This is a genomic window from Novosphingobium profundi, assembly GCF_018491765.1.
Classification (GTDB): Bacteria; Pseudomonadota; Alphaproteobacteria; order Sphingomonadales; family Sphingomonadaceae; genus Novosphingobium; species Novosphingobium profundi.
Genome location: NZ_JABWCU010000012.1, coordinates 137821 through 151303, shown reverse-complemented (window position 1 = coordinate 151303; position 13483 = coordinate 137821). Strand labels below are relative to the sequence as shown.

Genomic DNA, 13483 nt, shown 5'->3' with positions numbered 1-13483 from the left:
CTTACCACTCCCCTCGGTAATCGTGGTTTTCGCTGACCATCGCGGTCAGCGTGGTCGGACCGCCGGTCGGCTCGACCGTGTGGCGGTTGGGATCCTGCGTGCCCGCCTTGGGCGTCTCGCCGCGAGCCAGGGCATCGAGCACCTTATCGAAGTTCTCGACGTTGAGGTCCTCGTAGTTGTCGTCGTTGATCTGCACCATCGGGGCCGAGGCGCAGTTGCCCATGCACTCCACCTCGGTGAACGACCAGAGGCCGTCTGCGGTGATGTGCCCGGCCTTCATGCCGCGCTTCTTGCAGGCCGAGATGATGTCGTCCGACCCGCGCAGCATGCAGGGCGTCGTGCCGCAGACCTGGACGTGGAACCGACCGATCGGCGCGATGTTGTACATCGTGTAGAAGGTCGCGACCTCGACGACGCGGATGATCGGCATGTCGAGATAGGCGGCCACATATTCCATCACCGGGATGGGGAGCCAGCCTTGCGTGTTCTCTTCGGCACCCACCTGGCGCTGGGCCAGATCGAGCAAAGGCATCACCGCCGAGCGCTGGCGCCCTTCGGGATAGCGCGAAAGGACGTCCTTGGCCTTGTCGGCGTTTTCGGGCGTCCAGGCGAAATTGCCCCAGCGCGCCCGCAGTTCCGGCGTATCCGGTTCGATATAGCGGTCAGCCATGCTTACCTCTGCGCTTCAGCCACTGTTCCTGGCCGAAAAAGAAAATTTCAAAACCCGCGATCGCAGTCGCGAGCATCGCCACCGTCGGCGACGGCGCACCGCCAACCGACAGGATGCCGAAATAAAACGCGACGAGGCAGAGGCCCGTAAGCCCTGCCCAGACGCGCAGCATCTGCACTTGCGAGAGTTTCATCGGATGAACTCCACGCGCGCGCACTTGTCGCCCTCGAAGCTGTAGACGGCCAGCACGTCGAACGGCGCGACGAGTTCGCTGCCATCCGAGGCTTCGCCGCGTGTCACGTGCTCACGGAACACGACGAAGTTGTCGGTTTCCTCGATCGAGACGATCTCGGCGTGGTTGTGTGGCCACTTGGCGAAGGCATCCTTGAGCCCCGTGCGCGTGCCTTCCTTGCCCTCACGAACAACGGCACCGCGGTAGCCCGCCTCACAAGCGTCCTCGGTCATGTACGAAACGTATAGGTCGGCGTCCTGCGCGTTGTAGGCCGCGATCATGGCCTTGGCGATTTCAAGCTTGCTCAACGGTCACACTCCCCGAACACGATGTCGAGAGCGCCCAGGATCGCGGTCGCGTCGGGCAGCATGTGGCCCTTGCACATGAAGTCCATCGCCTGGAGGTGGCTGAACGCGGTCGGACGGATCTTGCAGCGGTACGGCTTGTTGGAGCCATCCGAGACCAGATAGACGCCGAATTCACCCTTGGGGCTTTCCGTCGCGACGTAGACTTCGCCCGCAGGCACGTGGAAGCCTTCGGTGTAGAGCTTGAAGTGATGGATCAGCGATTCCATCGAGCTCTTCATCTCGGCGCGCTTGGGCGGACCAACCTTGCGGTCGGCGGTCATGATCGGGCCTTCGGGCATCTGCGCGAGGCACTGCTTCATGATCTTGGCCGACTGGCGCACTTCCTCGACGCGGACCATGAAACGGCCGTAGCAGTCGGACTCGGTCGCGACCGGCACGTCGAATTCCATGCGGTCGTAGACGTCGTAGGGCTGGCTCTTGCGGATGTCCCAGGGGATGCCCGCACCGCGGATCATCGGGCCGGAGAAACCCCAGGCCAGCGCGTCTTCCTTGCTGACAACGGCGATGTCGACGTTGCGCTGCTTGAAGATGCGGTTGTCGATGACGAGGCTCATGGCGTCCTCGAACAGTTCGGGCAGGCGCGTATCGAGCCATTCGCCGAGATCGGCGAGCAGCTTGAGCGGCACGTCCTGGTGCACGCCACCGGGGCGGAACCAGGCCGAGTGCATGCGTGCACCCGAGGCGCGCTCGAAGAAGTTGAGGCAATCCTCGCGAATCTCGAATAGCCACAGGTTCGGCGTCATCGCGCCGATGTCCATGATGTGGCTGCCGATGTTCATCATGTGGTTCGAGATGCGGGTCAGTTCCGCGAAGAGCACGCGCAAGTACTGCGCACGCAGCGGAACCTCGACGTTCAGCATCTTCTCGATCGCCAGGACGTAGCTGTATTCCATGCCGAGCGGCGAACAGTAGTCGAGCCGGTCGAAGTAGGGCAGCGCCTGGAGATAGGTCTTGTTCTCGATCAGCTTCTCGGTGCCACGGTGCAGCAGGCCGACGTGCGGGTCGATGCGCTCGATGATCTCGCCGTCGAGCTCCATGACCATGCGCAAAACGCCGTGGGCCGCGGGGTGCTGCGGGCCGAAGTTGATCGTGTAGTTGGTGATGACGTCATCGCCGGTGGTCGGCGACTGCTCGAGCTGCATGCTCATGCCTTGTCTCCCTTCGCGTCCGTCGCAGGCGCGGGCGCGGAAGCCTTGTCGGCCGCCTTCGCATCCGCGCCCTTGTCGGCACCGGTGTCCTTGGGCGAATCCGTCGTCTTCTTCTGCTCGACCGGCGGCGAGGCCGGAGCGGCCTTCTCGTCACCCGGAAGGATGTAGTCCGATCCTTCCCACGGGCTCATGTAGTCGAAGGTGCGGAAGTCCTGCGCCAGCTTGACCGGCTCGTAGACCACGCGCTTATCTTCCTGCGAATAGCGCAGTTCGACATAGCCGGTGAGCGGGAAGTCCTTGCGGAACGGATGCCCCTCGAAACCGTAGTCGGTGAGGATGCGGCGAAGATCCTTGTTGCCGGCGAAGATGACGCCGTACATGTCGAAGACTTCGCGTTCGAGCCAGCCCGCGTTGTGCCAGAGCGTCGTCACGGTCGGCACCGGAGTGCTTTCCGAAGCCGTGCACTTGACGAGCAGGCGGTGGTTCTTGGTCACCGAGAGCAGCATGTAGACCACCTCGAAGCGCTCCGCGCGCGAGGGATAGTCGACACCGGCCATTTCCATGAGCTGCTGGTATTCGTGCTCGTCACGAAGCAGCTTGAGGGCATTGGCGATCTCGGGACGGGCGATCGTGAGCACGATCTCGCCGTGCTGCTCGGTGGCCGAAACCAGCATCGCGCCAAGCGCGGTGGCGAGGCTCTCGATGACGCCCTCGTTCGAGGCGTAGCGGGGAGCGGAGTGAAGAACGGGCATGTCTCGGTCCTCTCTCAACGCTCGACCGTGCCGACGCGGCGGATCTTCCGCTGCAACTGCATGATGCCGTAAAGCAGCGCCTCGGCGGTCGGCGGGCAGCCCGGGACGTAGATGTCGACGGGAACGATGCGGTCGCAACCGCGCACGACGCTGTAGCTGTAGTGGTAGTAGCCGCCACCGTTGGCGCACGAGCCCATCGAGATGACGTACTTGGGCTCCGACATCTGGTCGTAGACCTTGCGCAGCGCCGGGGCCATCTTGTTGCACAGCGTTCCCGCGACGATCATCACGTCCGACTGGCGCGGCGAGGCGCGCGGGGCAGCACCGAAGCGCTCCATGTCATAGCGGGGCATGTTGACGTGGATCATCTCCACCGCGCAGCAGGCCAGACCGAAGGTCATCCACCACAGCGAACCGGTACGGGCCCACTGGAAGAGATCCTCGGTCGAGGTAACGAGGAAGCCCTTATCGGAGACTTCCTGATTGAGGTCGTTGAAAAACGCCTGATCGGGAGGGGTGATCGCTCCCCCCTGCCCCGATGCGAGCGGCTGTCCGGATGCGTTCACGAGCGTGCTCATTCCCAGTCCAGAGCTCCCTTCTTCCATGCATAGGCGAGGCCGATGGCCAGCTCACCGAGGAACACCATCATCGTACCCCACCCGGCCCAGCGGGTGACGTCGAGCGAAATGGCCCAGGGAAACAGGAACGCAGCCTCGAGATCGAAGACGATGAAGAGGATCGCGACCAGGTAGAAGCGCACGTCGAACTGGCTACGCGGATCCTCGAAGGCGGGAAAACCGCATTCATACTCGCTCAGCTTGTCGGCGTTCGGCTTGGCCGCGCCGGTCAGGTGCGCCACGCCCATGGGCAGGAAAACAATCACCGCGGACAGGCCGAGCGCGATCACGAGGAAAATCAGAATCGGCAGATATTGCGACAGATCGGTCAATGCTCTCTTGCCTCTTACCGGGTCGGAATGCCGCTGGACAGTTTGCCCAATTGGCAGCTCCATCATTGATGAGCGGGTCCTTAGGCCACCCCTTGGTACTCCGCAAGGTACTCGTGGGGAATAATCCTCGCGAGCGCACTGCGCTGCAACAAAATGGCCCGATTTCGCGGATCCGATCGCGGCGCCCCCTGCGTTCACCCCGCATTCGCTGTAATAAACTGCATTTGCGCGCACATGTAGATGACCTTTTTGCAAGCCCACTATAGACGATTCGCCCCGCTTTCCTCTGCTTTCGCCGCCATTTAGTGCTATTGCGACTTATTTGCAGAAGAACATGGACTACGATCCGAAGTACAAGTGGGCGGCGCGGTCCGGATTGCGAAGCCCACCCCACGCTCGCCGGCAAGTGTCATCGGATCTCAGCATCGCGGGCGTAATGAGGCTCGGGAAACAGCGGCACGTGCACCATGCCACATTGAAAATGGCGCAGCGCAGCATTATCCGTGAACAAGGCATTCTACAATCGAGCAGGAGAGGCTCCGAGCCATGAACCAGATTTCCGCATCCGACCCCATCGTCATCCTTTCGTACGCGCGCACCCCCATGGGCGGATTGATGGGAGCCCTGGCCGATGTCGACGCGACGCAGCTTGGCGCCGCCGCGGTCAAGGCCGCCGTCGAGCGCTCCGGCGTGGCCGGAGAGGACATCGAGCGGATCTACATGGGCTGCGTGCTTCCGGCCGGGCTTGGCCAGGCTCCTGCCCGCCAGGCCGCACTCAAGGCCGGGCTGCCCAAGTCGGTCCAGGCCACCACGGTCAACAAGGTCTGCGGCTCGGGCATGCAGACCGTGATCATGGGCGCCGAAGCGCTCGCTTCGGGCTCGATCGATCTCGCCATTGCTGGCGGCATGGAATCGATGACCAACGCGCCATACCTCTCCAAGAAGCACCGCGCGGGTGCCCGCGCGGGACACGACACGATCTACGACCACATGTTCCTCGACGGCCTTGAAGACGCTTACGAAGGCGCCTCGATGGGCTCCTTCGCGCAAGTGACGGCCGATGAATACCAGCTCACGCGCGACATGCAGGACGAATACTCGATCGAGTCGCTGCGCCGCGCCAACGAAGCGATCACATCGGGCGCCTTCGCCGGCGAGGTTGTTCCGGTCACGGTCAAGACCCGCAAGGGCGAAATCCTCGTCGACACCGACGAACAGCCCCCCAAGGGCAATCCCGACAAGATCCGCACTTTGCGCGCCGCCTTTGCCAAAGACGGCACGATCACGGCCGCCTCGTCAAGCTCGATCTCGGACGGTGCCGCAGCCCTGGTACTCACCCGCAAGAGCGTGGCCGAAGCCAAGGGCCTGGCACCGGTCGCCACGGTCGTTGCCGTCGAAGCCCATGCGCAGGAGCCCAAGGACTTCACCACGGCCCCCGTCGGCGCGATCGGCAAGCTCTTGAAGAAGACCGGATGGAGCGTGGACGACGTCGACCTCTTCGAAGTGAACGAGGCTTTCGCCTGCGTCGCGATGTTTGCGATCAAGGACCTCGCCATCCCCCACGAGAAGGTCAACGTGAACGGCGGCGCGACCGCACTCGGCCACCCGATCGGCGCCTCGGGCACCCGCATCATCGTGACGCTGGTCAACGCCCTGAAGGCGCGCGGGCTGAAGCGGGGCATCGCATCGCTCTGCATCGGCGGCGGTGAAGCCACCGCAATCGCCGTCGAAATCGCCTGATCTTAGCTATTGCACCCGAACGAGAGAGCCCCGCAAGGTCCGGACCTTGCGGGGCTCTTTCGTTCCTGCATCAGGTTGGGCCGCGAGGATCAGGGTTCCCCCGAACCCCACAGATCGTCCTCGGGCACGAAGCCGCGATGCCCCTGGATATTGAAGGCGCACCAGTCGTGCTCACATTCCCCCAGCAAGCCTACGACACCCGGTTCGATCTTCCAGAGCACCGCGGAAGCGGAACTCGCCTCCGCGTGCATTTCGACAAGGCCTTCGCCGCGCACGATCCCGGCGCGTTGCCGCGAGAGCAGCAGATCGCGCATCCAGCCGCGCGTCCCGTCGGGATCCTCGATCTGGCGCCAGGGCCCTTCGCGACGGATCACCTTTACCGGCAGATGCGGCCGATGATAGACCCAGTCGATCCGGAAGCTGTTGCCCGGCCCCACGCGCAAGTTGGCCTCGTCGACGTCGATCGAGGCCCAATAGGGCACCTTGTCGTCATCGGCGGCCTGCGCGGACGGGGCGAGGAAGGAGACGGCGAGCACCGCCGGAATTAGGGATCTACACCACATCGCCCCGGCTTACCGCCGCTTGCCCACCCGCATCAAGACGTCTTGACCCGGAGACTGTGGACGGCGATAGCCCGAATTCGCAATGATCGAGCCCGCGACCCCGTTTCCGGAGCGTTCCGTACCCATCCGCCCAAGCGTGGTGGTAACCCGCCGGCTCGCGCCTTCGATCGAACAGCGCATGCGCGAACTCTTCGACGTTACGCTCAACGAAACCGATACCCCTTTCAGCCGCGACCAACTCGCTGAGGCCATGGCGTCCTGCGATGTGCTCGTGCCTACGGTGACCGACACGATCGACGAGGCGTTGATCGAAGGCGCGGGGGATCGCCTGGGCATGATCGCCAGTTTCGGCGCTGGAACCGAACATATCGACTTGCGCGCCGCGCGCGCGCGTCAAATCCTCGTCACCAACACCCCGGGCGTGTTCACCGACGACACCGCGGACCTCACGTTCGCCTTGCTCATTTTCGTGATGCGCCGCTTACAGCCGGCCGCGCAGACCCTGAAGAACGGCGAATGGCAAGGCTGGAGCCCGACCAGCATGCTCGGCCGCAGCCTCGCCCGCAAGAAACTGGGTATCGTGGGAATGGGGCGCATCGGCCAGGCCGTGGCCCACCGCGCCCGTGCTTTCGGGATGGACGTGCTCTATCATAATCGCCACCGCCTGCCCGAAGCGCTCGAGAACATCCTCGCGGCCCGGTTCGAGCCGGATGTCGAGCGCCTCTTTCGCGAGGCCGATGCGGTCACCCTGCATTGCCCGCTCACACCCGCGACGCACCACCTCGTCAATGCCGAGAGGCTCAACGAGATGAAGCGCGAGGCCTGCGTGATCAATACCGGACGCGGCGCTTTGGTCGACGAGGCTGCCCTGATCGAAGCCCTGCAATCCGGACGTATCGCGGGCGCGGGCCTCGACGTCTTCGCCCGCGAACCTAACGTCGATCCGGGCCTGCTGGCCGCTCCCAACCTCGTCGCCCTCCCCCATCTGGGAAGCGCAACTCTCGAAGGGCGCGAAACCGCGGGCGAGAAGGTCATCGCCAATATCCGCTTCTGGGTCGATGGCCACCGGCCACCCGACCAGGTGTTGCCAGCGTAGATCGTCGAGATTCTGGAGCCAGGCACTTTTACCCGCTTGACCAAGCACTTGTCTTCCAATGTTGCTGTGCTCTAAGCGTTCCCCAACGGTCAGGGGCTGGCCTTGGCCGGATCGGGAGTGGGCGGATGGATTGGCACGGCAGACAGCGCGGCTTCGCATCTTGGAGGCGCGCCTGGATCGGACCGCTCGCACTCCTGCTTTTGACTTCGAGCGCGCCGGCATTGGCCCAGGACGGAGCCTACGACATGGCCAATGGCGGCGACACCGCCTGGCTCCTGGCCGCGACGTGCCTCGCACTCTTCACCAGCCTGCCCGGCTTCGCACTCTTTGCAAGCGGACAAACCCCAGGGCGAAGCCAGGCAACCGTGCTTTTTCAATGTATTGAGGTCGCACTGCTGGGCGTGCTTTCGTGGACGCTCGTCGGCTACACCCTCGCCTTCGGTTCGGTCAGCGGGGGCATATTGGGCAGCGGAAACGCATGGATGCTGGCGAACCTCGCCAATATTCGCGCGGGCACACAGATTCCCGAGAGCGCCTATGCCCTGTTCCAGATGATCGGAGCGACCCTCGCGCCCACGCTTGTCGCGGGGGCGCTCGCCGGGCGCGTGCGCACGCGCTGGCTGCTCGCCTTCACCGGCCTGTGGTCGCTCGTCGTCTACGCTCCGATGGCGCACTGGATCTGGGGCGGCGGGTGGCTTGCCGCCTCGTTCGGCACGTTCGACTGGAATGGCGGCATCGTCCTGGCGACGACCTGCGGGACGAGCGCCGTCACGCTCGCCCTCATCGTCGGCCCCCGACGCCAGACCGCGATCGCGCCGCTGGGGCAAGTCCTCACCGTGCTCGGCGCCTTCCTGTTCATGGTCGGACGTGTCGCAAGCGCCGGCGCAGGCGCGATGACCGCGAACGACGATGCCGCGGCCGCGATGCTTTCAACCCTGCTCGCCGGGGCCACCGGAGCCCTCGTCTGGAGCGCTCTCACCCAATGGCGCTCGGCAACGGCTGGCGCGCTTTCCCTCGCGCGCGGCACATTGGCTGGCCTTGCGGCCGTAGCCACGAGCGCAGGCTACGTTTCGCCCGGCGGCGCGACCGTGGTTGCGCTCCTTGGTACGATCGCTGGCCATCAGGTGGCCTGCCTCCTGCACCGCTCCGCGCGCATTCACGACGCCGGCCTTGTCATCGCAATCTTCGCGGGCGCGGGCATTTCCGGTTCACTCTTGGCCGTACCGTTCCTCTCTCCCGCTCTGGGCGGAACCGGCTTCGATCCGCACTTTGCTTTCGCAAGCCCGTTTCTGGCACAAGGTTTCGGCGTCCTCGTCGCGGCGGCCTGGTCGATGATCGCCAGCCTCGTTCTCGCCACCATGGTCTCGGTTGCCCTGCCCATGCGGGTATCACAGGATCGCGAGGCGAATGGCCTAGACACGGCATCAAACGGCGAAGCCTGAACAAAAAAGCCCTGCAAGGAGAGAACCTTGCAGGGCTTTTCTCAAATGGAACGCAACCCGATCAATCGCCCGTCAGGATGCGATCGACGAGCTCCTTGACCGTGGGTGTAAAGCCGTTCGAGTAGAACGGGTCTGTCTTGAAGTGGTAGGCCGCGTGGCCCGCGAACATCAGGTTCTGCTCGACCGGACCACCATGCGCGATGTCCTGCAGCGTCTTCTGGATGCAGAAGCTGCGCGGGTCGGCGAGACGGCCGGTGGTGTAGTCGTCATGATCCTTCCACGAGGAGAAACCGCAGTGCGATAGGCAGCCCATGCAGTCGGCCTGGTCCTTGCGGATTTCGTCGCGCTCCTCGGGTCCCACGAAGACGATCGTGTCGTCGGGCGTACGCAGGCCATCGGTGAAGCCTTCGCCCGACCACGCCCGCGCGCGGTCGAGATCCTTGGGAGCGACCCAGAAGTTCTTGCCCTTCACGCCGACGTCGAGCTTGACCGTATGTTCGCCCGCCTCGACCTTCGAGTAGGGAATCTGGCGCTCCGAACGTGCCTCGAGGCTGCGCAGGAACGGGTTGCGCACGGCCGAGGAATAGAAGCCCGTCGGCGAGAAACGGTGGAGAAGCACGTCGCCCGGCTCGAGGTTGCGCAGTTCGTCCTTCCACGCCTGCGGGATCGGACTTTCCTTGGTCAGCAGCGGACGCGTGCCGTACTGGAAGGCGATCGAGCCGAGTTCGGGATTGTCGATCCAGTTCTCCCACTCGCGCAGGAACCAGACGCCGCCCGCCATGATGATCGGCACCTCGTCCGAAATCCCTTCCTTGCGCATGACGTCGCGCAGCGCCTTCACGCGCGGATAGGGATCTTCGGGCTTGAGCGGGTCCTCGGCGTTGGACAGGCCGTTGTGGCCGCCCGCCAGCCAGGGATCCTCGTAGACGACCGCCGCCATCAGATCGGCCACCTTGTGGTAGGCACGCTTCCAGAGCGCGCGGAAGGCGCGGCCCGAGCTCACGATCGGCAGGTAGTTGACGTTGAAGCGCGCCGCGATTTCCGAAAGGCGATAGGGCATGCCCGCGCCGCAGGTCACGCCGGTCACGAGGCCCGGGGTCTGCTCGAGAATGCCCTCGAGGACCTGCTGGGCGCCGCCCATTTCCCACAGCACGTTGATGTTGATCGCGCCCTGGCCGTTCGAGATCTCGTACGCGCGCTTGACCTGCTCGACACCGCCGTCGATCGCGTAACGGATCAATTCCTCGTGCCGCTCCTTGCGGGTCAGCGCGTTGTAGACCTGAGGCACGATCTTGCCTTCGGCGTCATAGCTGTCCGCGTTGACCGCGCTCACCGTGCCGATACCACCAGCGGCCGCCCAAGCGCCCGAACTCATGTGGTTGGTCGCAGAAACACCCTTGCCGCCTTCAATCAGCGGCCAGACTTCGCGTCCGCCATAGTTAATCGGCTTTAAACCCTTGAAACCCATCGTAACTCTTATCTTTCCCCCTCGGCGTCGAAGTTCCCGACTTAATACGTCGGATCAGCCATTCAACGCCCGTGAATGGAATTATCCTGCCCGAACCCTGGTCCAGTCTTATTTCATGTCTGCGCTACTGGACATACGGCATGGTACGATCGCCTCCGGTCCCGGTCGCCCTCCGGAGGCTTCGAACTGAGCGTAGTAGCCTTGAAGCTCGGGCTTACGGACAAATTGGCTCAAACGGAAGCCTACCGCTGCAAATTCGCAGAAGAGAAGTGCCGGCGGGATGCCATGCTCACCCGTCGGCCGGTCGACATCGACGACGATGACCTTGCCACCTGGCCGCAGGGCGGGGCGCAGATGCCAGAGGAACGCGTAAGGCTCGCTTACCTCGTGGTACATGTGCACCAGGAAGATGCGATCAAAGCTGCTTTCCGGCAGGCGCGGATCGTCGGGTGTCCCAAGCTTGATCGAGACGTTCTCCAACCGCTCGCGTTCGACGCGCAGGCCCAGTCCCTGGATGGCCTTGGGGTCGATGTCCTCGGCCAGCACGCGACCTTTCGCGCCGACGCGCTGCGCGAGGCGAACGGTATAGTAGCCCTCGCCCGCACCTATGTCGGCAACGGTCATGCCCTTGTCGATCCGGGCGAGGTCCATGACCACCTTCGCCTCGTTCACGCTATCGCGCTGCACTTCGCTGGAGAAGGAATCCATCCCGCCCGGCGAGACCGGACGGTCCGCGACCGGAAAGGCGCGCACCGCTTCCGGCCGGGAAGAATCGGACTTGCCGCGCTCACACGCCGCCAGCGGCTGCAACGCGATCGCCAACACGGCCGTGGCCAGCCAGGACTTACGAACGGTACGGGCCATGAGGCTCTTTAGCGTTTCCCATCGTTCTTGGCAAAATCCGCCGCAATCACCGCGCTAGCCCCCACCGCTTCTTGGAAGGTGAGGAACCCGGCGGCGCCATCGACGATCAATCGACGTCCTCGACCTCGACCTTCTCGCCCGTCACGCGCTGCGACAGGGCTGCGGCCATGAACGGATCGAGCTCACCGTCGAGCACGTCGTCGGGGGCGGTCGAAACCACGCCGGTGCGAAGATCCTTCACCTGCTGATAGGGCTGCAGCACGTAGGAGCGGATCTGATGCCCCCAGCCGATGTCGCTCTTGCTCGCGTGCTCGGCGCTTGCCGCTTCCTCACGCTTGCGCATCTCTTCCTCGAACAGACGCGACTTGAGCATGCCCAGCGCGATTTCGCGGTTCTTGTGCTGCGAACGGTCGATCTGGCTGGCCACCACGATGCCCGAGGGCTGGTGGGTGATGCGCACGGCCGAGTCCGTCGTGTTGACGTGCTGACCGCCCGCGCCCGAAGCGCGGTAGGTGTCGATCTTCAGGTCGGCCGGGTTGATGTCGATCTCGAAGGTGTCGTCGATCACCGGGTAGACCCAGACCGACGAGAAGCTCGTGTGACGGCGCGCCGAGCTATCATAGGGGCTGATGCGGACGAGGCGGTGGACGCCGCTCTCGGTCTTCGCCCAGCCGTAGGCGTTCTCGCCCTTGATGAGCAGCGTGCAGCTCTTGATGCCCGCGGCTTCGCCCGAGTGGTATTCGACCAACTCGACCTTGTAGCCCTTGCGCTCGGCCCAGCGCGTGTACATGCGCTGGAGCATCTCGGCCCAGTCCTGGCTTTCGGTACCGCCCGCCCCGGCGTGGACTTCAAGGTAGGTATCGTTGGCGTCCGCCTCGCCCGAGAGCAGGGCCTGGACCTTGTCCCGGTCGGCGCGCTCGGCAAGCGCGGCGAGCGTCGAGAGGCCCTCGGCGATGGTTTCGTCATCGCTTTCCATCTCGCCCAGCTCGACGAACTCGACCGCATCGTTCATTTCCGCGGTGATGCCGTTGACGGCACCGATAGAGGCCTCGAGGCGACGGCGCTCGCGCATCACCGCTTCGGCTTCCTTGGGCTTGTCCCAGAGCGTGGGATCCTCGACGCGCGCGTTCAGCTCATCGAATCGCCGCAGCGCACGGTCCCAGTCGAGCGACTTGCGCACGAGTGCGAGTGCCTTTTCGATACGATCAATGTGGGCCTGGCCCTCGGCACGCATGGCGCGATTCTCCAAAAAACTGCGGCGCTCGCTCTAACGCGCAAGCGGCCTGTTGCAAAGCCGCGCGCGAAAACGCGAGCCGGAAAATCCAGCCCCATATCCGCGGAAGGGAAGCTTGTTCAAGCCCCCTGCCCGTCAAATCGGACAGGGAGAGGTACCTGGCCTCAGCTGGCGAGCTTACGCACGGCCTCGAGCGTGAGCTTGACGTGATCGCGGTAATCGCTGTCGGCATGTACCATGACGATCTTGCCACTGGGCGCGATCACGTAGCTTACGCGCTTGGTCAGGCCATCGGGAACGCCCTCCCGCTTGAGCGCGACGTCGTATTCGCCGATCACCTTGGGCGAGGCGGTAGCAACCGCGAACTTGTCGCGGCATTCCTCGGTCGAGAACTTCTTGAGAGTGGGCAGGTCGTCGCCCGACATGCCGATCACAGTGGCCCCCATCTTCGCGAAATCGTCGGTCGCCTCGGCGAAGGCGTGTGCCTCCAGCGTGCACCCCTGGGTGAAGGCCTTGGGGTAGAAATAGAGGACCACCGGTCCCTTCTTGAGCGCAGCGGCAAGATCGAAAGAGATCTCCTTGCCGCCCTTGGCCCCCTTGGTCACGAACGTCGGGGCCTTGGCGCCGACCGGAAGGTCCGCCAGCGCGGCAACCGGCATGAGGGAAAGCCCGAGGGCGGCGAACGGGAGGACGATCTTGCGCATGCCCTCAGTCTGGCCCGACGATTATCGCCTGTCCAGTCTCAAACCGCGTTGCAATGCGCATGCCCCAAAGAGAAACCGCCCCACCGATCCACGTCGCATGACGTGACCGACAGGGCGGTGCGAGCGACCCGCAAAGTTTCCCGTGTCGAGCAGGAGAGAGAGTGAGAGAGACCGCGACACAGGGTTTTCTTGTTTTCACCGATTGCCGTGGAGGAAACGGCATCGACTGATGAGTCTTATAGACGATGCTCAA

The 13483-nt window shown here is 64.0% G+C and carries 15 protein-coding genes; 3 read left to right on the top strand and 12 right to left on the bottom strand.

Going from position 1 to position 13483, the window contains the following annotated elements; genetic code table 11:
- Position 1 precedes the first annotated feature (1 nt).
- From HT136_RS15210 to ndhC, 7 genes are read right to left on the bottom strand one after another with little or no spacing between them, the layout of a single operon-like run.
- Entirely contained in the window at positions 2-670 is a 669-nt protein-coding gene (locus HT136_RS15210) for a complex I 24 kDa subunit family protein (RefSeq protein ID WP_214200641.1), read from the bottom strand.
- Positions 663-863 (bottom strand): hypothetical protein, encoded by a 201-nt coding sequence (locus HT136_RS15205; protein ID WP_214200640.1) that lies wholly within the window; start codon positions 861-863, stop codon positions 663-665. Before HT136_RS15205 ends, HT136_RS15210 begins: the two co-directional genes overlap by 8 nt.
- Positions 860-1210 carry a nuclear transport factor 2 family protein gene (locus HT136_RS15200; protein ID WP_214200639.1) on the bottom strand — a complete coding sequence of 117 codons (351 nt, stop codon included), beginning with the start codon at positions 1208-1210 and terminating at the stop codon, positions 860-862. The genes HT136_RS15205 and HT136_RS15200 overlap by 4 nt, the downstream gene beginning before the upstream one ends.
- Entirely contained in the window at positions 1207-2418 is a 1212-nt protein-coding gene (locus tag HT136_RS15195; RefSeq protein ID WP_214200638.1) for an NADH-quinone oxidoreductase subunit D, read from the bottom strand. The genes HT136_RS15200 and HT136_RS15195 overlap by 4 nt, the downstream gene beginning before the upstream one ends.
- Complete coding sequence (locus HT136_RS15190; protein ID WP_214200637.1) at positions 2415-3170, bottom strand: NADH-quinone oxidoreductase subunit C; 756 nt, start codon at positions 3168-3170, stop codon at positions 2415-2417. Before HT136_RS15190 ends, HT136_RS15195 begins: the two co-directional genes overlap by 4 nt.
- Before the next feature lie 14 nt (positions 3171-3184).
- Positions 3185-3748 (bottom strand): NuoB/complex I 20 kDa subunit family protein, encoded by a 564-nt coding sequence (locus HT136_RS15185; RefSeq protein ID WP_246543744.1) that lies wholly within the window; start codon positions 3746-3748, stop codon positions 3185-3187.
- Entirely contained in the window at positions 3745-4119 is a 375-nt protein-coding gene (gene ndhC / locus HT136_RS15180; RefSeq protein WP_214200703.1) for an NADH-quinone oxidoreductase subunit A, read from the bottom strand. Before ndhC ends, HT136_RS15185 begins: the two co-directional genes overlap by 4 nt.
- Before the next feature lie 546 nt (positions 4120-4665).
- On the opposite strand from ndhC, the gene HT136_RS15175 reads away from it, so the two are divergent.
- Positions 4666-5859, top strand: coding sequence for an acetyl-CoA C-acyltransferase (locus HT136_RS15175; protein ID WP_214200636.1), 1194 nt, complete (start codon positions 4666-4668; stop codon positions 5857-5859).
- An 89-nt stretch (positions 5860-5948) separates the two neighbouring features.
- On the opposite strand, the gene HT136_RS15170 is transcribed toward HT136_RS15175, so the two are convergent.
- The gene (locus HT136_RS15170; protein ID WP_214200635.1) at positions 5949-6422 is read right to left on the bottom strand and encodes an SH3 domain-containing protein; all 474 of its coding nucleotides are present in this window, start codon (positions 6420-6422) and stop codon (positions 5949-5951) included.
- Positions 6423-6504: 82 nt separating this feature from the next.
- On the opposite strand from HT136_RS15170, the gene HT136_RS15165 reads away from it, so the two are divergent.
- Both HT136_RS15165 and HT136_RS15160 read left to right on the top strand, forming a co-directional pair.
- Complete coding sequence (locus tag HT136_RS15165; RefSeq protein ID WP_214200634.1) at positions 6505-7518, top strand: 2-hydroxyacid dehydrogenase; 1014 nt, start codon at positions 6505-6507, stop codon at positions 7516-7518.
- Positions 7519-7739: 221 nt separating this feature from the next.
- Positions 7740-8960, top strand: coding sequence for an ammonium transporter (locus HT136_RS15160; RefSeq protein WP_214200633.1), 1221 nt, complete (start codon positions 7740-7742; stop codon positions 8958-8960).
- A 61-nt stretch (positions 8961-9021) separates the two neighbouring features.
- Here HT136_RS15160 and HT136_RS15155 read toward each other — a convergent pair whose 3' ends face one another.
- The 4 genes from HT136_RS15155 to HT136_RS15140 form a co-directional block, all read right to left on the bottom strand.
- Positions 9022-10428, bottom strand: coding sequence for an NAD(P)H-dependent flavin oxidoreductase (locus HT136_RS15155; protein ID WP_214200632.1), 1407 nt, complete (start codon positions 10426-10428; stop codon positions 9022-9024).
- 108 nt (positions 10429-10536) lie between these two features.
- Positions 10537-11292, bottom strand: a complete 756-nt coding sequence (locus HT136_RS15150) for a class I SAM-dependent methyltransferase (RefSeq protein WP_214200631.1) — start codon at positions 11290-11292, stop codon at positions 10537-10539.
- Positions 11293-11398: 106 nt separating this feature from the next.
- On the bottom strand, positions 11399-12526 hold the full coding sequence (gene prfB / locus HT136_RS15145; RefSeq protein ID WP_214200630.1) for a peptide chain release factor 2: 1128 nt from the start codon (positions 12524-12526) through the stop codon (positions 11399-11401).
- A 164-nt stretch (positions 12527-12690) separates the two neighbouring features.
- A complete protein-coding gene (locus HT136_RS15140; RefSeq protein WP_214200629.1) occupies positions 12691-13230 on the bottom strand; it encodes a peroxiredoxin in 540 nt (179 codons plus the stop codon).
- Positions 13231-13483 lie beyond the last annotated feature (253 nt).

What these genes read in the sequence shown, in the direction of transcription:
- HT136_RS15190 (WP_214200637.1), bottom strand. Translation starts at nt 3,170, where the DNA reads ATGCCCGTTCTTCACTCCGCTCCCCGCTACGCCTCGAACGAGGGCGTC.
- HT136_RS15140 (WP_214200629.1), bottom strand. Translation starts at nt 13,230, where the DNA reads ATGCGCAAGATCGTCCTCCCGTTCGCCGCCCTCGGGCTTTCCCTCATG.
- HT136_RS15150 (WP_214200631.1), bottom strand. Translation starts at nt 11,292, where the DNA reads ATGGCCCGTACCGTTCGTAAGTCCTGGCTGGCCACGGCCGTGTTGGCG.
- HT136_RS15210 (WP_214200641.1), bottom strand. Translation starts at nt 670, where the DNA reads ATGGCTGACCGCTATATCGAACCGGATACGCCGGAACTGCGGGCGCGC.
- HT136_RS15195 (WP_214200638.1), bottom strand. Translation starts at nt 2,418, where the DNA reads ATGAGCATGCAGCTCGAGCAGTCGCCGACCACCGGCGATGACGTCATC.
- HT136_RS15185 (WP_246543744.1), bottom strand. Translation starts at nt 3,748, where the DNA reads ATGAGCACGCTCGTGAACGCATCCGGACAGCCGCTCGCATCGGGGCAG.
- HT136_RS15155 (WP_214200632.1), bottom strand. Translation starts at nt 10,428, where the DNA reads ATGGGTTTCAAGGGTTTAAAGCCGATTAACTATGGCGGACGCGAAGTC.
- HT136_RS15205 (WP_214200640.1), bottom strand. Translation starts at nt 863, where the DNA reads ATGAAACTCTCGCAAGTGCAGATGCTGCGCGTCTGGGCAGGGCTTACG.
- prfB (WP_214200630.1), bottom strand. Translation starts at nt 12,526, where the DNA reads ATGCGTGCCGAGGGCCAGGCCCACATTGATCGTATCGAAAAGGCACTC.
- HT136_RS15175 (WP_214200636.1), top strand. Translation starts at nt 4,666, where the DNA reads ATGAACCAGATTTCCGCATCCGACCCCATCGTCATCCTTTCGTACGCG.
- HT136_RS15170 (WP_214200635.1), bottom strand. Translation starts at nt 6,422, where the DNA reads ATGTGGTGTAGATCCCTAATTCCGGCGGTGCTCGCCGTCTCCTTCCTC.
- HT136_RS15165 (WP_214200634.1), top strand. Translation starts at nt 6,505, where the DNA reads ATGATCGAGCCCGCGACCCCGTTTCCGGAGCGTTCCGTACCCATCCGC.